At 40.3% G+C, this 21118-nt stretch carries 18 protein-coding genes; 8 read left to right on the forward strand and 10 right to left on the reverse strand.

Going from position 1 to position 21118, the window contains the following annotated elements; all coding sequences use genetic code 11:
* Positions 1-83: 83 nt before the first annotated feature.
* Genes citG through citC form a run of 6 tightly spaced genes read right to left on the reverse strand, consistent with a single transcriptional unit; the run spans position 84 to position 5322 of the window.
* Complete coding sequence (gene citG / locus PSE69_RS07120; protein WP_040133022.1) at positions 84-989, reverse strand: triphosphoribosyl-dephospho-CoA synthase CitG; 906 nt, start codon at positions 987-989, stop codon at positions 84-86.
* On the reverse strand, positions 970-1515 hold the full coding sequence (citX, locus tag PSE69_RS07125; RefSeq protein ID WP_272675194.1) for a citrate lyase holo-[acyl-carrier protein] synthase: 546 nt from the start codon (positions 1513-1515) through the stop codon (positions 970-972). Before citX ends, citG begins: the two co-directional genes overlap by 20 nt.
* A 4-nt stretch (positions 1516-1519) precedes the next feature.
* Positions 1520-3046 carry a citrate lyase subunit alpha gene (gene citF, locus PSE69_RS07130; protein ID WP_004918753.1) on the reverse strand — a complete coding sequence of 509 codons (1527 nt, stop codon included), beginning with the start codon at positions 3044-3046 and terminating at the stop codon, positions 1520-1522.
* Between the two features lie 10 nt (positions 3047-3056).
* Entirely contained in the window at positions 3057-3953 is an 897-nt protein-coding gene (gene citE, locus PSE69_RS07135) for a citrate (pro-3S)-lyase subunit beta (RefSeq protein ID WP_004918754.1), read from the reverse strand.
* On the reverse strand, positions 3953-4249 hold the full coding sequence (gene citD, locus PSE69_RS07140) for a citrate lyase acyl carrier protein (RefSeq protein ID WP_004918755.1): 297 nt from the start codon (positions 4247-4249) through the stop codon (positions 3953-3955). Before citD ends, citE begins: the two co-directional genes overlap by 1 nt.
* Positions 4246-5322 (reverse strand): [citrate (pro-3S)-lyase] ligase, encoded by a 1077-nt coding sequence (gene citC, locus PSE69_RS07145; protein WP_036943776.1) that lies wholly within the window; start codon positions 5320-5322, stop codon positions 4246-4248. Before citC ends, citD begins: the two co-directional genes overlap by 4 nt.
* Before the next feature lie 371 nt (positions 5323-5693).
* Between citC and dpiB the strand changes: the two genes are divergently transcribed.
* Together dpiB and dpiA are read left to right on the forward strand one after the other, a co-directional pair.
* Positions 5694-7331 carry a sensor histidine kinase DpiB gene (gene dpiB / locus PSE69_RS07150; RefSeq protein ID WP_014658097.1) on the forward strand — a complete coding sequence of 546 codons (1638 nt, stop codon included), beginning with the start codon at positions 5694-5696 and terminating at the stop codon, positions 7329-7331.
* The gene (gene dpiA, locus PSE69_RS07155; RefSeq protein WP_004918761.1) at positions 7324-8007 is read left to right on the forward strand and encodes a two-component response regulator DpiA; all 684 of its coding nucleotides are present in this window, start codon (positions 7324-7326) and stop codon (positions 8005-8007) included. The genes dpiB and dpiA overlap by 8 nt, the downstream gene beginning before the upstream one ends.
* 65 nt (positions 8008-8072) lie before the next feature.
* Here dpiA and PSE69_RS07160 read toward each other — a convergent pair whose 3' ends face one another.
* Positions 8073-9104, reverse strand: coding sequence for an SEL1-like repeat protein (locus tag PSE69_RS07160; RefSeq protein WP_040133023.1), 1032 nt, complete (start codon positions 9102-9104; stop codon positions 8073-8075).
* Positions 9105-10142: 1038 nt separating this feature from the next.
* Here PSE69_RS07160 and dtpA point away from each other — a divergent pair.
* Complete coding sequence (dtpA, locus tag PSE69_RS07165; protein ID WP_004918766.1) at positions 10143-11618, forward strand: dipeptide/tripeptide permease DtpA; 1476 nt, start codon at positions 10143-10145, stop codon at positions 11616-11618.
* A 140-nt stretch (positions 11619-11758) separates the two neighbouring features.
* Here the strand turns inward: dtpA and PSE69_RS07170 are convergent, their stop codons facing one another.
* The 3 genes from PSE69_RS07170 to PSE69_RS07180 form a co-directional block, all read right to left on the reverse strand.
* Positions 11759-12247: a DUF4822 domain-containing protein gene (locus PSE69_RS07170; protein ID WP_014658099.1), complete on the reverse strand. Its 489-nt coding sequence runs from the start codon at positions 12245-12247 to the stop codon at positions 11759-11761.
* Positions 12248-12427: 180 nt separating this feature from the next.
* Complete coding sequence (gene glpX / locus PSE69_RS07175; protein WP_004918770.1) at positions 12428-13411, reverse strand: class II fructose-bisphosphatase; 984 nt, start codon at positions 13409-13411, stop codon at positions 12428-12430.
* Between the two features lie 127 nt (positions 13412-13538).
* Positions 13539-14462 (reverse strand): AEC family transporter, encoded by a 924-nt coding sequence (locus PSE69_RS07180; protein ID WP_040133024.1) that lies wholly within the window; start codon positions 14460-14462, stop codon positions 13539-13541.
* Positions 14463-15019: 557 nt separating this feature from the next.
* Here PSE69_RS07180 and PSE69_RS07185 point away from each other — a divergent pair.
* From PSE69_RS07185 to psiE, 5 genes are all read left to right on the forward strand, one after another.
* Positions 15020-17809 carry a DUF2339 domain-containing protein gene (locus PSE69_RS07185; protein WP_014658101.1) on the forward strand — a complete coding sequence of 930 codons (2790 nt, stop codon included), beginning with the start codon at positions 15020-15022 and terminating at the stop codon, positions 17807-17809.
* Positions 17796-19268 carry a DUF3999 family protein gene (locus tag PSE69_RS07190; RefSeq protein WP_121875087.1) on the forward strand — a complete coding sequence of 491 codons (1473 nt, stop codon included), beginning with the start codon at positions 17796-17798 and terminating at the stop codon, positions 19266-19268. Before PSE69_RS07185 ends, PSE69_RS07190 begins: the two co-directional genes overlap by 14 nt.
* A gap of 201 nt (positions 19269-19469) precedes the next feature.
* Positions 19470-19736 carry a hypothetical protein gene (locus PSE69_RS07195; RefSeq protein WP_014658102.1) on the forward strand — a complete coding sequence of 89 codons (267 nt, stop codon included), beginning with the start codon at positions 19470-19472 and terminating at the stop codon, positions 19734-19736.
* Positions 19737-19809: 73 nt separating this feature from the next.
* The gene (locus PSE69_RS07200) at positions 19810-20214 is read left to right on the forward strand and encodes a GFA family protein (protein ID WP_060561340.1); all 405 of its coding nucleotides are present in this window, start codon (positions 19810-19812) and stop codon (positions 20212-20214) included.
* A gap of 208 nt (positions 20215-20422) precedes the next feature.
* Positions 20423-20839: a phosphate-starvation-inducible protein PsiE gene (gene psiE / locus PSE69_RS07205; RefSeq protein ID WP_014658103.1), complete on the forward strand. Its 417-nt coding sequence runs from the start codon at positions 20423-20425 to the stop codon at positions 20837-20839.
* The last annotated feature ends 279 nt before the right edge of the window (positions 20840-21118 follow it).

Here is a 21118-nt window from a genome sequence, read left to right on the forward strand (position 1 = left end):
AAACTAATAATCAATATTTAATTAACATATCTTTATTAAAATGATTTTTAATTTTCCTATGTTGATTTAAATTTATTTTTTTATTAATGAGTAAAATGGATCCTGTCTTTTGAATAAGGTAACCGAGATAAAAACCACGTTAAAATAAGTAAATCAGCACTTCCTCCAGGACTTAAATTTTTTGCGATACATTGATTATCGAATGATTTAATTTTTTCTAAATCAGCAGAGGTTGTTAATCCACCTTGGTCGAGTAAAGTTTGCGCTTGTGTTTTTAACCATGCTAACCCTTCCAATCCACCACGATTGGCAACATTGGTATCATCATTGTTCGCCATTAATAGGATTAACGTTTCAAGTAATGCGAGTTCTTGTGGTTTACCTTCAACAAGTTGTTTTAAATAGTAGGGGAGCGATAAATTGACGACTAATTGATAACCACTTTCAGCTTCACCGCGCGCGCCTGTCAAACCGAAAGATTGATATAACCGCTGGCCTGCTGTAGGACGGATCGTTTTATGTTTTAGTTCCGCGGTAATGCCTCGGCACATTTGTGATACCCCATTACTGATACTCATGGCTGAAACGGGTTCATGCAGTGCTAATTGGCGACCAATAACGGTTAGTAGTAATCCAAGAGAAAATATTGATCCTTTATGGGTATTAACCCCTTTGGTGGATTGGAACATCGACTTTTCACAAGCTATACCAATAGGGCGAATAAGCGTCAAAACTTGCTCGATGGGGTACTGCTTATATTTGGCGCCTGCCAGTAAAAAGTCAGGAAAATGTTGTGCAATAGCATGAGCACTAAGATGAAAATCGGTCAGCGCCATGTCTTTATGAGCGCCAGTATTGAATTTATCAACTAACCCTGGTTTGGGGGTTAAATTGACTTCTGCCATCATGGCTTGCCAGCCGAGTTGGCTGTAGTAGTGCACGATCTCTTGTGTGAGTTGCTCTGTTTGCTCAATCGTGATTGGACGCATTGGCTAGCACCTCTATCTGATGAATAATTTCACTTAATGAATGAGCACGCTCTCGCGCACAGATCTTAGCTTCTTTTTCGCAGATTAAGCAGAGTCTAGGAGGAAGTTGCAGCTCAGAGCGCGAATATTGCCGTCCTTGTGCATCAAAGACATCAAAATCCCACAGGCGACCGACCGCTGATAACTCTTCTGCTTCAATTAAGGCAGTTTTAACCTCAATGGCATCGGCATCGACTGCCACGAAACATTCAGGGCCTGTTGGTAAAGCGAAAGATTGTTGTGCTAAAAGTACCCACTGCCTGCATTGAGCCACCTGTTTAAGCGCATTTAATCCCTGATTAAAGATTTGCCTGACAAGATGATTATCTTTAACAGGTCCAGGAAAAACGACAGTAAACGAAATCAGGGTTACCTGATGGAGACCAATCCATTGTTGTTGCCGAGCCTGACGAACATCACGGCTTGCCAACAATTCAGATAAAGAAATTTCAGGTTGCTCTATCGTATCAGGCAGTGGGTAAAACATGGTGTTACTCCTTAACCTGATGCACGACATCAATTACAGAGCCATCGCGATAACGAACTACTGCCACGACTTTGTCTGTAAATTCAATTGGATTAGGTTTACCCGTTAACAGTTCAGCTCGTTCGCGTAACCAATCAATGGAGACCGTTTTTATGCCCTGACTTTCCAATTGCTGTTTTAGCTCAGGACGGGCAGGGTTGACGGCAATACCATGGTCAGTGACGAGAATATCGACGCTAGAGCCGGGGGTAACACAAGTGATCACTTCATCGACTAAAGTTGGAATGCGACCACGTACTAAAGGTGCAACAATGATTGACAGTTTTGATGCAACCGCGGTATCACTGTGTCCGCCAGATGCACCGCGGATCACGCCATCTGAGCCAGTTAACACGTTGACATTAAAGCGTGTATCAATTTCGAGGGCGCTGAGTACAACAACGTCAAGCATATCAACAGAGGCCCCTTTTGAGTCAAAGCAAGCGTATTGATTGGCGCTGATTTCGATGTGATTCGGGTTGCGGGCGAGTGACATTGCCGCAGCACGGTCAAAACTCTGCACATCAATTAATTTGCGAATAAAGCCTTTTTCATGCAGATCAACAATCGTGGATGTGATACCCCCTAATGCAAAACCTGCACAGATGTTATGGCGACGCATTTTGTCTTCAAGGAAACGAGTGACGGCAAGTGAAGCACCGCCAGTCCCCGTTTGTAGTGAAAAACCTTCTTTAAAATAGCCTGATTTTTCGATGACGTCTGCGGCTGTTCGCGCAATCAGTAATTCACGCGGATTAGAGGTCATTCGAGTTGCATCGGCACCGATTTTGTCGGCATCCCCCACACGCGCTACTTTGACGATATAATCGACTTCATCTTGTTTGATGCTAGCAGGGTTATGTGGATAAGGGAGTAACTCTTCGGTTAGCATCACGACTTTATTTGCCGTTTCGGCATCAATTTTTGCATAACCTAATGAACCGCAACAAGCTTCACCGGTATAGCCATTGGCATTACCGTATTCATCACAAGATGGAACACCAATAAAAGCCACATCGATATTCAGTTCGCCGCTATGGATCAGGTTAGCTCGCCCACCATGCGAGTGAATCTGTACTGGTTCAGCTAATTCACCACGGGAAATGGCTTCTGCTAATGGCCCACGAATACCGGATGTGTAAATTTTGCGGATAACACCATGGCGAATATGTTCTACTAATGGGGAATGGCAAGCACTCAACGAGCTAGAAGCCAGAGTGAGATTACGGAATCCCATCTCTGCAATCACTTGCATGACAAGGTTGATGGTCAAATCGCCGCCACGAAAAGCATGGTGGAATGAAATGGTCATGCCATCTTTTAAACCTGAACGGCGGATGGCGACTTGCAAATCATCACACAGTTTGCGATTGCGGGGTTTTTGAACTTGTTGTTGTACTTTGCCAATATCTTTAAATTGACGAGGGGCATCGTCAGTTATATGGTCAAAATAGGCTGATACGCGTGCCTGGCGCTGTGTTATCGTTGTCATTTTCAATGCCTCACTCTTCTCGAATACCTGATAATGCCGCTCGTGAAAGCACTAAGCGTGCTCGGTCAATGACAGGGCCATCAACCATTTTTCCGTTCAGTGAAACCACACCACGGCCTTCTTGTTCCGCGGCATTGGCGGCATCAACAACGCGTTGGGCGTGATCCACTTCTTTTTGTGTCGGCGCATAAAGGTTATGAAGGAGTTCGATTTGACGAGGATTAATTAAGGATTTGCCATCAAAACCAAGTTGCTTAATGTGTGCGGCTTCTTTTAAGAAACCTTCTTCATTATTGGCGTCAGAGTACACGGTATCAAATGCTTGAATACCGGCTGAGCGTGCAGCTTGTAAAATGGCGCACCGAGCATAGAGGAGTTCAATACCGTCTGGAGACCGCTCGGTACGCAAATTGCGGACATAGTCCTCGGCACCTAATGCGATGCCAATAAGTCGGGGTGATGAGTGAGCAATGTTGACTGCCTGTGTGATCCCCATCGGTGATTCAATAGCAGCAAGCAAACCGGTGCTACCAGGTTCGCGACCACAGCTTTTCTCAATACGTAAAATTTCATTTTCGATATCAATAACATCTTGTGCTGTATCTGTCTTGGGTAAACGCACAATATCAGCACCACCGCGAACAACGGCTTCTAAGTCTGCGACGCCGAAAGCGGAATCCAGTGCATTGACACGAACAATGGTTTCAACATCCTGATATAAAGGGTGTTGTAGCGCATGATAGACCAAACGACGAGCCGTATCTTTTTCGCGCAAGGCGACGGAGTCTTCAAGGTCGAACATCAACGCATCAGCTTTGTAAATAAATGAGTTACTCAGCATTGCGGCATTAGAGCCCGGGACAAACAGCATGCTTCTACGCGTCCGAGTTTTTCTTTCCGGTGTCATTATTTGTCCTCCCAAGGCAATGCAGTGATATCACATGCTCTTGCAAGCAAGGCTTCTAGGCGCGCTCTAAGAACACATTCAAGGGCACCCTTATCATCAATAATGATTTGAGCGCCTTCAATTTCATGTTGTTCAATCAATTCAAGGACAATTTTTTCAATCGCATCACCAAACTGTTTCTCAACACTACTGCTGATTTGTATTGAAACTTCCTGCGTGTCTTCTAAGGGTTCTATTCGTACCATGACATCGCTTGATTCAAGCGTGCCTGCAACCGCTGCGTGGAGTATTTTCATAGTTCACCTGTGACTAATTCAGAATTTTCGATACGGTGAGGGGCCGATGTTGAACGGGAAGCTAACATATCCTCTAAATAGCGATAGGTTGCCTCGGGAACAATCGGCTTGATCGCCGCAAGATCTTTTTTAGCAAGCAGTCTACGAACTTGTGAGGCGGATACCGCCGTGCCGTCATAGACCATTCGCGGAAATTCAACCAGCTCAATAGGTGGATAACTAAGCGTGCGAGTTTCGAGCCAATAGCGCATGTCTTCGTTATATTGATTAGTGACTTTGCAAAAAGGCTCAGTGCCCACAAAACGGTGTGTGATCCCCAGTGCTGGTGCAATATATTGACGGAAAATTTTGATATCGATTTCGGTATAACAATTATCAACAACGGCTTTGTCCTTGATGAAATAGCAGGGAAAAGTCGCTCTTGAGATGATGTATTCAGAGCCTTTGTGGATAGTGAGATTTTCAATTCCTTTGGTGCCAGCTTCAATCAGTGCTAAGCGAACGCTATAAGGGAACCGTGAGGTATCTTCTTTGACGACAAATAAATGTAGCCAATCACAAGACTGAGCGGCTTTTTCGATTAAATAGCGGTGACCCAGAGTGAATGGATTGGCATTCATCACGATAGCACCTATTTTTTTGCCTTCTTTACGGTAGTTTTTTAAGTTTTTAATATAGCGTTTTAAGTAACAACAACTATTTTCCATTAATACCATGATATTTGGCACAGTAGCCAAAGTATGGAATCCACATTGTTGAAATAAACTTTCGTTTTGAGTTTTAGTATAAATGAAGAGATGGGTTGTATTATTTTCGTAGGCAAGGTTAACTAATTCAGTGGCTAATTTTAATGCAAGACCTTCACCACGAACATGATCACTGATAGCCACACATTTAATAACATTTTTAGCGAGGCCACCACATGCAATTAATTTATCATTGCGCGTAATTGTAATAAAAACGTCAATGCTTGAATCAATATCGAGGTCGTTCTCTTTTAAAAACTGAGCAATTTCAGCTAGTTTCCTGTTCTCATGACGTTTTACTTGGTGAAACGTTATGTTTTCGAACATATTAGTATCCTGCATCTCATATAGAGATGTTTTTAAGTTGTTACTAATGTTAAAGTTAATTAAATAAAACTCTTAATATTAATTTAATAAATAACTCATTAGCTTTTTATTTAATTATCCTTTTCGATATTAATATTAATGCTTATAGCATTATTATATTTGACCTGTTTCATGTTTCTAAAAGGAGTTTGTATTTGTTTAATGGTTTTTATGCACTTTATTATGGGATATGTTTTTTATTGCTTGGTTTTAATGGATTTAATTATTAATATGGTGTTTATTTGCTCGCTAAATCGAGTCTAGTGTGTGTTATTGGCTTGCTTTTCGTGTAACAATATTTTTACTTTTCAGTAGGTAACATAGGGTATCTCATGGCAAAAGAGCATCAACGTTCTCTATTTAGAAAAAATAAATCGATATCCTTTTCAGTACGGGTGTTCTTTTTGCTATTACTCGTTTCTGTCGTATTGACTTTTAGCCTAGGCAAGTATTTCACCGACACGGCAGAAAACCGTTTAATGGCCAATATTCGCTCTCTTGCCATGAGCCAGGCGAAGCTGATTGCATCGATGGAAGGTATCGTCCAATCCGTCAAAACCAAAGACATTCAAAGCCTCAAAGTGATTGCAGATCAACTAAATCAAGATTCAGATTATGATTATGTGGTGATAGGGGATGAAAATTCGATGCGCTTATATCACCCAAACCAAGAAAAGGTTGGCTTTAAAATGCAGTGGAATAAACCCGGTGCATTGGAACGAGGTGAAAGCTATTTTATTGACGGTGAAGGGTCTATAGGGAATGCTGTACGCGCAAAAACGCCGATATTTGATGAAAATAATAAGGTGATTGGGGTGGTGTCTATCGGGTACCTCACCAATAAAATTGAAACTTCCCGTAGTGAATTATTTGTACAAACGGGTGCCACCTTTTTTGGGGTTTTGGTCATCTTGCTTTTTTTGTCATGGGCTTTTACTCGGTTGATCCAACGGCAAATGCTGGGGATGGAGCCTGAGCAGATCGCGCAAATGGTGGTTATGCAAAAAGGGATCTTTGAAGCCGTTTTCGAAGGGGTGATTGCCGTTGATTGTGAAGGGCGCATCATTAATATCAATCACAACGCACGCAAAATGCTCTCCCTAAGTGAACCATCTAACCATTTGGTTGGGCGCGCTATCAGTGAGTTAGTGACGCCGGCAACATTTTTTATTAATGATATCTCTACCACACAACATGATGTCATATGTTCCTTCAATGGGTTAAATGTGATTGCAAACCGCATTGCATTACACGATGAAAATCACTTAATTGGCGCGGTCATTAGCTTTCGTAGCCAAAATGATATTGAATCTCTCAATTCCCAATTGACACAAGTACGTCAATACGTTGAGAATTTGCGCTCTTTGCGTCATGAACACCTTAATTGGATGTCAACGCTGAGCGGCCTTCTACAAATGAAGGAATATGATCAAGCACTAGCGATGATCAAAGGGGAATCTGAGTCACAACAGCAGTTGATTGATTCATTACGCAAGCAATTTGCCGATAAGCAAGTCGCTGGGTTACTGTTTGGTAAATATCACCGTGCCAGAGAGCTTGGGGTGCAATTGGTATTTATAGAAGGGTGCCAATTGAGTTCGTTACCGCCGTTACTTAGCAGTACAGAATTTTGTGCCATTTTGGGGAATCTTCTGGACAATGCGTTTGAAGCAAGCTTGAAAAATAATGAGGGTAATAAGCAGGTTGAGTTGTACCTTTCTGATGAAGGGAGCGAGTTTGTGATCGAAGTCGCGGATCAGGGCTGTGGTTTCCCTGCTGAAATGAAAGAGAGGTGGTTTGAAAGAGGTATGACAACAAAAACGGAGTCAGTCGATGGGCATGGCATTGGCTTGTATCTTGTGGCTTCGTATGTCAAAAGGTGTGATGGTGTGGTTATAATTGAAGATAATCAACCACATGGTACTCTATTCTCAATTTTTATTCCGAAAGTGAAGATGCAAAATGATTAAGATAAAAATCCTCATTGTGGAAGATGAACTCTTATTAGCAGAAATGCACGGTGAGTATATAAAATCCTATCCCGCTTGCGATAAAGTTTGGGTTGCAGGTGATTTGGCTCAGGCCAGAAAAATGATTGAATATATGAAGCCTGATCTCATCTTACTCGATAACTATTTGCCTGACGGTAAAGGCATTGATCTGGTTCATGAATTGATCCAAGAAAGAAACAATGCCGATATCGTATTTACCACGGCGGCGAGCGATATGGAAACTGTCTCAGAAGCTATCCGCTTAGGTGTGTTCGATTATTTGGTGAAGCCTATTGCTTATGAGCGCTTAGGGCAAACACTCGACCGCTATATTCAACGTAAATCAGTGTTACAGGCAGGGAGCAAAACGAATCAAAGCCAAATCGACGATATGTTTAATACTTATGCACGGGGGGAGGCCAAAGAGGAACTACCAACAGGCATTGATGCGTTGACACTCGAAAAAGTGCTCTCACTTTTTGCACAACCCGATGCGGAATATACCGCCGAGACAATTGCAGAAACAATTAAACTGAGCCGTACAACGGCACGCCGTTATTTAGAGTACTGCTTAGCTCAACATAAAATCGAAGCGGAAATTGAGTACGGCAAAGTAGGGCGGCCTCAACGAATCTACCGTGCCGTTCAAAAATAGCGGTTAATAACATCATGAAGTCTGCATAAACAAACAGCAAACCGTTTTTATGCAGACAAGCAGGATTATTTTTTAAGGTTATTTTCGAGGATCAACACTTTCTTTTCTGCTCTTTCATTTCCCTGAGAGGCGGCGAGCTTATACCAGTAAAGTGCTTTTCTATCATCCTGTTTGACGCCCATACCGTATTGGTAGCATGCTCCCGTGGCATATTGTGCGTCATTATTACCGTGTTGGGCTGCGCGAATAAACCAGTGACAGGCTTTTGCTTGGTCAGCAGGCACACCATCACCCCTCGCATAAATTAATGCTAAATTAAATTGAGCAGAAATTTCACCTTGTTCGGAGGCCAGTGTTAGCCATTTAATCGCGGATTTCACCTCTTTTTTCACCCCCTGACCATGCAAATAGAGCATACCTAAGCTATTTTGTGCGGGTGAAAAGCCCAGTTGAGCTGAGCGTGAAAAGTATTGATAGGCTTGCTGATAATCGGCTTTATCATACATGCCAGTGGCGGCTTGATAACCCAATAAATAAAGAGCTTGGGGATTATTTTGCTTTGCTAGCGACTGGTAGATTTGTTGTGCTTTTTGGGGGTCTTCAGTAACGGCAATGCCTTTTTCATACCAGTAAGCTAGCATTAATTCTGCGGGTTGAAAATGTTGTGCTGCCGCCTTAACCAACCAAGCTTCGGCTTGTTGTTTATTTTTAGGCAATAATTTATCAACGCCGCTCAGAGTATATTCAGCCATATTTAATTGGCCTAGAGGGTCGCCTGCTTCAGCCGCTTTTTTCATCCAAAACAGCATTTGTTCTGGGCTCTTATCGACACCATTGCCTTGTTGATACAGCAACGCAAGGTTAATTTGCGCTTTTGTAAACCCTTGCTGAGCCGACAAACGATACCACTTAGCGGCCTCCGTTAACTGTTTTTCGGATTGAAGCAGCATAGCAAGGTTAAACTGAGCTTCGGCTTGTCCGTCCTGCGCACTTTTGAGCAACAGTTGTTTGTCTTGAGGGGGAGACAAAGGTGCTGCATAACTGTTAAGCGCAAAGGCACTGCAAATAACGAACAGTGACAACAAAAATTTTTTCACTGAAGATCCTTTTATTAACGTATCTACCATAAGGTTAACTCGCTGTTTTCCCTAGCGCAATAAACAATCTCTTTCAGGTGGTTATCGCAAAATAGCTATTTGTGCTGCAAAAGGAATTTCTGGTGATAAAAAAATAAAAAATTATGAACCTTTTGTATGAGCTGGTGGTCTTAGTAATAAGTATATTCTGTTTGCTTGCGTAAACATTCATATATTTACCCTCAACATTCATTTCTTTACATGAAGTAATGCAATAATGCAGCTATGAAATGGTAGTTTTACTCGAAGTAACTAAGATCCTTAAGTAGAATGCATTATGCCCAGCCGATTTGCTGGGCTTTTTTTTATCTAACTTCCTTCAAATCCCACCTGATTAGTTCTGTGAATAGATAGATGGAGTGTGGTTCCATACGACTCCCATCGGCGTGATTAAATATCAAACAACCCATCCCAAATAGAGTATCCAATAATAGATTTTTTAGTCGGACGGCACTGTCATATAACAATCCACCGAGGGAAAGATATAAGGTTATTAATTGAAATGAGCTTAAGGTAAATTTAATTATCTTAGTTTTAAAATTAGCACAAAATGCTTAACATTCACGTATCAATTGGTTAATTAATATCCAGTATTAACTGTGTAAATTAGCTATAAAAGTGACCTTATTCACGATATCGAACTATTTATGGGGTAATTAGTACTAGCTAAATCTTTATTTTTGGTGCATAAATAGCGTATATTGCTTAATTGATTTTCGCATTTCTAGCGGTATTTATCACTATCAATGTTGAATAAATAATCAAATCTGCTTTAACTCATTGAATTTTATGTTTGTGATTCATAAGCATCCTATTACACACAGTGATGTCGAATTTGAAGGTTAATGTATCGGCGGGAAGTTAGTGAATTTAACGCGTTTAACCGGACAACTTTGGATTTTTAAACTGGAATTCTTGAGACAATAACAATGCTGAGGGTATAAACAGTACCCCATTTAGCTTTTTTTGCTTATGTACAGGTTGTCATAGAGGTAACTAGTGTCCACAACTAACAACAAAGAGGAAGTCAGTCTTAACGCGTTTAAGCAACCTCGCTCGTTCTATCTCATCTTTTCTATTGAACTTTGGGAACGTTTTGGTTATTACGGTCTCCAAGGGATCCTCCCTCTCTACCTAAGCCAAGTGCTGGGCATGTCAGAAACAGAGTCAATTACTTTGTTTTCTGCTTTTGCTGCATTAGTTTATGGCTTTGTTGCTATTGGGGGATGGTTAGGCGATAAAATTCTCGGCACAAAACGCGTTATCGTTCTCGGTACGTTAGTGTTAATTGCTGGTTATGCTTTCGTCGCATATTCAGGGCACGATGTCTCCATGGTGTATATCGGGCTAGCAACGATTGCTGTTGGTAATGGTTTATTTAAGGCTAACCCATCATCGTTACTATCCACTTGTTATGAAAAAGATGACCCGCGTTTGGATGGTGCATTCACCATGTACTATATGTCCGTTAACATCGGCTCTCTTTTCTCGATGTTAGCAACGCCTTGGTTGGCAAAACATTATGGTTGGGATATTGCCTTTTCCCTCAGTGTTGTCGGCCTCGTTATCACATTGATTAACTTCTTTATGTGTAAGAAATGGGTTGCCGATCATGGTTCTAAACCTGACTTTGCTCCAATAGTGATTTCTAAATTGCTAGTGACTATTGTAGGGGTTGTGGCTCTGATCGTGATTTCTACATGGTTACTGCACAATTTGGAGATCGCTCGTGCAGCATTGGGTATCATTTCGCTAGGGATTATTGTTATCTTTATTAAAGAAACCTTAGCGCTAAATGGCTCTGCACGTCGTCGCATGATTGTTGCACTTATTCTGATGTTAGAAGCTATCGTCTTCTTTGTTCTGTACAGTCAGATGCCAACCTCGCTTAACTTCTTTGCGTTACACAACGTTGAGCATGAAATATTTGGAATATTCTCTGTTGAACCAGCACAATATCAAGCATTAAACCCATTCTGGATTATTATTGGTAGCCCAATTCTGGCGGCAATCTACAATAAAATGGGCGATCACTTACCGATGCCACACAAGTTTGCTATCGGTATGTTGCTATGCTCGGCAGCCTTCTTGGTGTTGCCATTAGGTGCGAAATTTGCCAACGAGGCGGGGATAGTGTCTGCTGGCTGGCTCATAATTTGTTACGGTTTCCAGAGTATTGGTGAACTGATGATCTCAGGTCTCGGCCTCGCGATGGTAGCGCAATTGGTTCCTCAGCGTTTGATGGGCTTTATCATGGGAGCATGGTTCTTAACTAACTCTGCTGCTGCATTTATTGCCGGTTACGTAGCATCCTTGGCCGCTGTACCAGAAGGGAAGGTGACAAGTTCACTTGAATCACTATCCGTTTACAGTGATGTCTTCTTGAAAATTGGTATTGTAACGGGTGTGATTGCGATTTTGATGGTGATTACTGCTCCAATGTTGAACCGTATGACATTGGCACAAGATAAATAACGCAGTTTAACCTATATAAAAGGCCATAGACGGTGAGCTGTCTATGGCCTTTTTACTATGTCACCATCCTTTTTACTATGATGGGGTCAGGAATATGTTGTTGTAATACCATGCAAGGGAACAACCGCATATTGGGGCAATTAGTTTTTCACTTTATGCACAATATCAACGTATTTTGATTTATCATCCGGTGTTGGATAAATACGATAAGTATATTCTTCCGGCGTCACGGTGATGTTTTCAACTACGCGGGTAAATAGCACTTCACCTTTATCATTTTTCGCGGTAATTGAGCGGCTTTTACCATCGTCACTAAATGACCAGTCACCCTGCATTTTTGGCTTACCTTCTGGCGTCATCATTTTAAATGTGCCATCTGGAAAGTATTCGGCAAGTCCAAAGAAATTGGCAACTTGTTCATTGGCGGGGTCAACTTGCTTGTTATCTTGATCAAGCGCTTCTGTGGTTACCCAGACTTTACCTACCATGATATCCTCATAGCTATTGAGTTTTTTCGCGACAGACGCTGAAAACGTAGTGCTAGCGTTAGCATTTGAGTTAGCTTGAGCTGTAAAAGCAGACAGGGTTGACAGAGCGACGGCTGTGGCGATAAAAAGTTTCAATTTCATAAATACTCCATTATTAGATCATGATACAGATGATTAAAAAATATCCTTCTATAACCTAGAAGAATAATGTCAAAATGTGAAGGTGAAAATTATTGCCAATTATGTCGTCGAACTAAGTAGATTTACAAAGGCGCTTTGAAAAAGAACTGGTAGGTTTAATACCAGTTCGATCAGATGAGATTAATGGAAATGTCGGTTATTAATAATCTTTAACGAACGGTTATGACCATTAATTAGCAGCGTATTCGAGGTGTAACTGTGGGAATGATGCGCGATGCCATCCATTAACACTGTGGGGGTAATGGCTGTTGCTGCAAACATGACATCATTACTACTCACCATTGAGTCTAATGTGAGAATTTCCCCAATATTCACGCCCATTTGGCGGCAGCGCGCTGCCTCTTGTTCAGCTAAGAGTCTATTTTGTGCATTATCTCCTTTAGCTTGAGTACGAGAGACTAAACGAGCTTGCATATCACCACCTAAAGCACGTGCAATGGCGGCACTAATAATACCTTCAGGTGCACCGCCAATACCATACATCATATCAATAGGATGCTCAGGTAAGATAGCTAATAAGGAAGCTAAAACATCGCCATCAGGGATTGCAATGACATTCGCACCAAAATTGCGAATTGTTTGCATGATATGTTGATGGCGTGGCTTATCAAGCATAGCAATTGATAAATGAGCTATTGGTTTATTCAGTGCTGAGGAGAGGTTTTCAAGATTTTTTTCTAATGGATTATTGAGATGTACTGTACCTTTGGCTTCGTAACCGACAACCAATTTTTCCATATACATATCTGGAGCCTGTAACAGGGTACCCGTTGGCGCTGCGGCTAAAACCGCAATGGCATTGTGCTCATTACAGGCGACCATACGAGTACCATCAATAGGATCAACAGCGATATCTAATTTCTGTTTCGCTGAGGGATTACCCACTTGCTCCCCAATATATAGCATGGGCGCATCGTCAATTTCACCTTCACCGATCACGACTTGACCGTGAAAATCTAATTCATTTAGGCGGTTACGCATGGCTTCAACGGCGGCTTTATCTGCTGCGTTTTTATCTTGTTTACCTACCCAATTATGCGCGGCTAATGCCGCAACCTCTGTAACGGAAGCGATTGCATAAGCTAATTCATCGCTAATTTTCATTATTTATTCCCTGAATGCGAAAAGAAATCATATATAGATATGATACTTTTTTTGTGATCTCTATGGCAAATAATCGGTGAACAAAATCAGGAAGGAAAAGCAGGCTAATGCTAGCCTGCTGAGTAGGTTAGAGCATTTCGACGATAGTAATACCGCCAATAATTGAGATGAGGGAGGCTAATGTACTGAGTAAAACTGTGCCAGCGGAGGTGTCCGTGTAAGCCTTATTACTGATAGCCAGTGCCGGTACCGCCGTTGCTGTTGGTAAAATACCGATAATAAAGGCTGATTTTAACATATCGCCCTGTAGCCCCAATGCAATACCCGTTCCTAGTATTAATGCGGCTTGCAAAAAGTTTTTCACAAAGACGTTGAACACAATCTCAACACTGATTTTCAGCTTAATACCTGAAAGTAATAAGCCAAGGAAAAACAGCGCGACACCACCAGCGGTTTTACCTAATTCGTTGACCGAATTTTGCAAAATTTCAGGTAATTTAACGCCAAATATGGCTAATAGCGCCCCTAATATAGGTAAGAAAACTAATGGCTGTGCAATCGCTTTGCCGATCGATTTAAAAATACCATTATTCTGTTGTCTGCCACTAATAAGCAACAGGGTAAAAGGAATAATAATAATGGTATAAATTAAATTTCCCAACACCATCGCAATAAGACCGGACGACCCGACCGTTGCTAATAAAACAGGTGGTCCACAGTAAGCCATATCAGGGAAGGAAACCGATAAGGCTTGCATTGCTGCATCTTTCTTATTATGACGAAAGAATAACTTACCAACCACGAAGCCAATAATATAAGAAGCGATTAAACCAACCGCCAACGCTAATAGATAATCAATATTTAGCAGTACGGAAGGTGGCGCTTGTGCAGCGGCAAGAAATAAAGCAAAAGGTAGCGCAATTTTAACCACAAAGTCTGCAAACGCTTGTGAATACTCACGTTTTATAAAACCATATTTCCCGGATAGCCACCCGACCGCTAAACCGAGGATGATTGGTCCAAGTGCAGCCATTATTATATGTAACAGCATAATGTCCTCATAATATGAAATAAAAATATTTCCAGCATATTTAAGCAGCGATTGATGGAATCGATTAATCCTAATTTGAGTATCGAAATAAAACTATTTATATGCAATCTAAATTATTTTGTATATACTTCTTTTATTGATACTCTTTCTTACATTATTAATGCGTATTTATTTTTTAATAATGTAAACATATAAATAACATAAATTTATAAAGAAAGGCGAAAAAAAGATGAGTTTTTATTAAATAACATCAATGAAAACAAAAAAAAGAGTTACAGAGAATCAAGAGAGATAAAAAATAGTCAATAAGCATATTACATTAGCAAAAAAGGCTATTTTATGGTTCCTCTTAATAAGAGTAATAGCGTGTTGGCTTGTAGGACAAACTCTTTTTGAGTTACCGTTTTTAGGCATAACCTAGCGAGCACTTTAATTTGTAATAATTTATTACAGCAGCTTGGCAATAGCTAGAATGCTATCTACACTAGGCGAAGAGAGGAATACGCTTTTTTTGCAAATTTTTTAATCGTAGGTTTAAAGATGAGGGAAAGCTATTTGTGGATGGCTTGATACTGATAGGGTTAATAATTGCTATTTTAGCAGCTGTTTCACCTATACTTGCGATTATCGCAATAGTTTTTGTCCAGCGAGTGAAATACCAATTATTCCAGCAAAATCAACGTATTCTATCATTAGAGCAAACGCTAAAGCGCTATCAAGATAGGGAGATTAATCAGCAAACGGAGCTGAGCCCTCCAGAAACGATTGTTGCCTCTGAAAAACCACAACAATATCAAAGCGCCTCGGAAGAGCTCTCTCATTATTCTAATGAGTTGGAGCCTTTGCCTACGGCTCCACCCGTCTTAAACTCCCAAGTAACAGAAGAAGTACCTCAACGGCAATTCCAACCAACAGTGGATGTTAATCGTGTTGCTCAATCTTCAAACAACGTTGGTCATCCTTCAAACAATAAAGTGAGTGGCCAAAATAATGAGGTAGTCCCTCTATTTAGTCACTTTTTTAGTTGGATTTGGAAAGGGAACCCACTAGCAAAAATTGGTATTCTTTTGCTGTTTTTTGGTATCGCTTATTTACTGAAATTCAGTATTCAAAACAACATGCTATCACCACAAGTACGCCTGATAGCGAGTGCAGTAGCTTGTTTAGCTTTACTTGGTGTGGGGTGGTATTTACGCCATAAAAAGTCTTTATTTGCCTTGATCTTACAAGGTGGCTCAATAGGCTGTTTTTACATTACCGTTTTTGCCGCTTTTAAACTGTATACAATGCTACCTTATAGTATGGCATTCGTTGCAATGATCTTGATTTGTGCAGCCAGTATTTTGCTTGCATTGTTACAACGAGCGATCAGTTTGGCTGTTTTAGCCTCGTTAGGCGGGTATTTAGCGCCTATTTTGCTATCTACTGGTGGCGGAAATCATATTCTGCTCTTTTCCTACTATTTAATGTTATCAATCGCCATTTTAGTGATTAGTGTATGGCAAGCATGGCGCCCACTTAATTTAGTTGGCATGTTCATGACCTATGCAGTCGCACTATTATGGGGAGTACAGTATTATCAAATTGACTATTATGTTTCTAGCCAACTGTTTCTGATTGCTAACTTAATTGTGTTTAATGTGTTAACACAATTATTTGCATTACGTTACCCACACGAGAAGCAATTAGTTGTCGACTATACATTACTGCTTGTTCCACCTTTTATTAGTATGGCAATGCAGTGTGCAATTTCTTGGCAAATCAGCTTTGCGCCAGCATTTTCGGCACTATTACTCGGTTTACTTTATTTACTCGCTGGGTTAAGGATCCATAAACGCTATGCTGTGGTGGGGAAAAATTTAGCATTAGGCAATATTATCATTGGTATTGGGTTCGTTACGTTGGCAATACCACTGGCGCTCACCTATGAATGGACATCAATTCTTTGGTCTGTCGAAGGGTTATTATTACTGTACTATGGCTTCTCTCAGCAAAATAAAAAACTAATCGTAATTGGGCCATGGCTTATTTCAGTGAGTGCCTTGATCTTATTAGCTGGTTTTTCCTTCAATATATGGAGCCGTACAAGTACTTATTTGGTGCCTGTCTTATTGGCGGCTTGTTTCAGTGCCGGTGCGATATTTCACGTAAAACGTGGCACATCAGAAAATTACAAAGTGCTTAGCTATGCTTTCTTAATTCTTGGCTTGATGATTTGGATTGTATGGCTCCCTGTTATCACCGACATATTATCTTGGAGCGGTGAGTCTGAAAGCTTCATCATCATGGCATTAGTCATTATTTCCGCTTGGCTATGGCGCATGTTAGCCATTAAGACTGATTGGGTGCCTTTATTGTTATGCCAATCGTTTATTTGGCTAATTGGCTATTACTATCTGGCCTTGGATTTTATTAATGACCAAAACCCAATGGGGAGAGGAGATGGCTCTCTGATTTGGCCAGTGATGTTAGGTAGTTCGATTTTATTTGTGATACATGCTCAGAAAGCGCGTAATATTTGGCTGCAACGTATATTACACGGTGCAACGTTTTGGCTGATCTTGGCGTTTATTGCGACACAAGTGAATTGGTTTGTCGCCATTTTACCTTGGGGAATGAATGAGCTTGGTTACTTTATCTATGTGATGGCGATAACCCTAACAATTTTAGTGATGTATTGGTTGCAAAGCCAAAAAATGCCGCCAATGAAACGCAACGGTATAATTTATTGGTATAGTTTTTTACCTGTTATTGTTGTTTTAATCGGCCTCTCATTTATTGCTAATTTTGAAGATGGGAAACTGACATTCTGGAATTATGTTCCACTGATCAACCCATTGGATGAAGCCGGTTTATTTAGCATTGCTTCGTTATTATTAATGCGTCGTGGGCTAATACAAAAATTAAAGAAAATTAGGGAATTTGACCTTTGGATCATTAGGGGACTAGGCTTTTCGGCTATCGTTCTGAGTGGGGTATGGTTTAATGGCATAATCATCAGGATCATCTCCGATTTTGCTGAAATTAATTGGAATGTCGATGCGCTCTTTAATTCTCGATTAGTCCAAACTGTCCTCTCTATTAGTTGGTCACTAGTCGCTTTAGGCTTTATGATTTTTGCCAGCATTAAACAAAACCGTATGAGCTGGTTCTTGGGGGCAGGAATATTTGCTTGTGTTATTGCTAAATTATTCTTAGTCGATATTTATGGGCAGGATGGCTTATCTCGTGCAATAAGCTTTATTGTTGTCGCGGTGTTGATTTTAGTGGTGGGGTATTTTTCACCACTGCCACCAAAAACAGCCCAACATAAAGGAACTAATGAGGTTGAAGATGAAGCTAACTAAAAGCAAAGGGAAGTGGCTGACTTTCGTTTATCTTTCTTTTTCATTTTTATTGTCTAGCTTCGTGCATGCACAAGAGCAAAAAGCATTAACGCCCTATGACTTTTATCAGGGCATAGAATTGAAATATTCTAGCGATAATAGTTCGTTTGCTTGGCTTGAGCTTCCTTCTGAAGCCTATATCAACTCTGCATATCCTCAAACATTACAAGATGTCAGAGTGTTTAATGGAACAGGTCAGGAGGTTCCATCGGCTTTATTTTATGATACAGAAGAGAGGCGTAAAATCTCACAAGTTAGCTTTGCTTTGCAGCGACTAATTATTCGTGCAGACCAAGTCAATTCGAAAGAAGAAACTCACGACGATCAACAATATCTTTTGATTGAAACGCAACCAAGTAAGCTAACACGCATAGAATTGCCCGCAATGCAGCAAGCCAAAGATGCGGTATATCAATCTTATCTATTAACGCGACAAAATAATAATCAAGAAGATTTTCCGATTCAGACACTTTCTTTGCAGTGGATGAATAATCAACAAGATTGGCAAGGGAAAGTGTTTATTTATGCTAGCGATAATAAACAGGATTGGGTGAATATTTCTGCTTATCAGCCTGTCATAAGTTTGAATTCAAACTCTGGGGGGATTTATAGCAATACAATTAAGTTATTAGAAGGGCATTACGTTGCGCTAAGAGCCCCTTATTTGATGGTCATTATTGTGGCAGCTAAAGAGACGAAGATCCCTGATTTAACAATGGCGCAAGGGACCTCTATGGTTGTTCATTCAACAAGGCGGCAAGAGACCTGCCACTTTATTACCAATAATGAAGGGGTGTCACTAAACCAATTAATATATCGTTTACCCTCGCCACAGCCTTTAAGTGCGATTGTGATCCAATTGCGGCAAGCAAACCGCGTGTTGCCTTTACACATTGAATATACCTCTACTTCTGGAGAAGAATGGCTACCACTAACAAATATAGTGGCCTATAACCAAATACAAAATGGCCAAGAAATCCGCAATCCGGAGTTGGTATTAAATGATTTAATGGTTAAAAAACTCAGAATTACTGCATTAAAAGGCAGCTGGGATGATAAACCACCATATATTGAAGGGAAACGCGATGCCGTTAATTTAATGTTCAACGTACAAGGAGCATCGCCTTATCTATTAGTTTGGGGGAGCCAGCTTGCCGGTATTGATAATATCAGCTACCAAGAGTTACTTGGTCAACCACTAACAATCGATGAATTAATGCATCGTTATCCTAAATTGTATGTGCCAGAAGAGATTATTGAGCTGGGTGGTGAAGAGCAATTAACATCAAATGACTTTGTGATAAATGAGTTTGACTGGATGACTATCACGTTATGGGTGCTACTTGGGGTAGGGATCATCGTATTGCTGTATTTCTGCTGGTATCTATTAAAAGAAGTGAATGCAAAGTCATCAGAATAAATTAACTTCCTTTCGAAAATCCTTATCGCTAATAGGGGGAAAACGTTCTCCCTATTGTGATAAGCGACCGTACAGCGCCTTTATAGAAAAGGCATATTTTGCTATTAAAAAATTTACAAAATTCCCCAAATGATTACTTGTCGGTACTATTTTTTGACATGGTATTGCGCTAAAACGAAGGTTGAGCAGGAGGGAATTTCAATGAGAACACGTTTTTTTTCAAAGTTATTTATTGCTATCGCATTGCTAACCAGCGCGTCATTATTTGCTGAGGCGGCAGAAACGGTCACTTCATACGAGCAGGTTAATGTGAAAATAGAACATCCATTGAAACAAAATAAGATGCAAGATCTTGGTGATATAGAATCAATGCGTGAGCAAGCCGAGGTAAGGCGTGTAGAGCTGACTGAAACAACAACAGATCGCCGCTTTAATGGTCGCCAATTCCGAATTGGTGACAAGCAATGATCACCTTGTATTTTTATCGTGTCTCATCTTATAGTGAGCACTAAACTAACGTGAATCATCAAAAGGAAATACCATGTATCAAGGGCAATGCCTCTGCGGCGCTGTAAAAATTAGTACCCATCAGCCTATCGATAAAATAAGTGTTTGTCATTGCAGTATGTGTCAACGTTGGAATGGTGGCCCTGGCTTTAGTGTTGATTGCCATGATGATGTCGTTATTGAAGGGGAAGAGGCGGTGACGCGTTTTGCCTCATCACAATGGGGTGAACGCGCATTTTGCCAACGGTGCGGAACGCATCTATTTTATCATCTGCATTCACCGTCTTCTTACTATGTTTCTGCGGCTTTATTTGAAGAAAGTCAGCATGCAGAGATGGCCATGCAAATATTTGTTGAGAGTAAACCTAAGTACTACAACTTTATTGAAAAAACACCCATGCTGACAGAACAAGATATTATGAAGCTAATGGCTAAATAAAAGGTTTGAGAGCCAGCCGTTGCTGGCTTAGTTAAATTTAATCTATTTTATTTTGCTTCCATAATGTTAATACCCTAAATATGAATTACAATAACCTAAAAGACTTATAACCTTTTATAGAAGGCGATTTAATTCTGTGCATTTGATGTGGGGAAGTGCACGCAAGCTTACCATATCAATATGCATCACTATCTAGGGAATATAACGAATGAATAGTATGAGAAATATGCGGCACGCCAGTAATATTGCGTGGGTTTTGCAATGGGTATTAAATATTGGCTTGATCGCATTAGCGATTGTACTGGTTTTCTTTTTAGCAAAAGAAACGTACACCATGGCCTCCTTAATGTTTAGTGGGCAAAAGGAAGCAACAGCATATGAACTATTAGAAGGAATTGTGATTTACTTCCTCTATTTCGAGTTTATTGCACTGATTACTAAGTATTTTTTGTCTGGTTACCATTTTCCATTAAGGTATTTTATCTATATCGGCATTACGGCTGTAATACGTTTAATTATTGTTGATCACAGCGATCCACTGACAACACTACTTCATTCTGCTGCAATTTTAGTCTTAGTGGTTGCCCTTTATATCGCCAATACCGAAAAACTAAAACGAGAGTAGAATATTTCAAAAAAAATTAATGGTAAAAAAGGAATGTTATTCATTCCTTTTTCTTATCTTTTGATTAATAAAAAATAATCGTTAATTTGCGAAATCTGAGAAGTTATCCCTAACAAAAGCATATTCCTGCTGAGTTTAAATAATTAAGATAATTTATAATGATAAATTATCTTAATGCAAGTCATCACAACTGGTTTATCCTGTTAAATAATCGAAAGAAAGTATTTTACTTTTCATAAATCGTTATTTAGTGTGTAAAAGTTTATTACTCTAATAACT

Origin of the sequence: Providencia sp. PROV122 (assembly GCF_028482365.1) — a bacterium.
Lineage (GTDB): Bacteria > Pseudomonadota > Gammaproteobacteria > Enterobacterales > Enterobacteriaceae > Providencia > Providencia stuartii.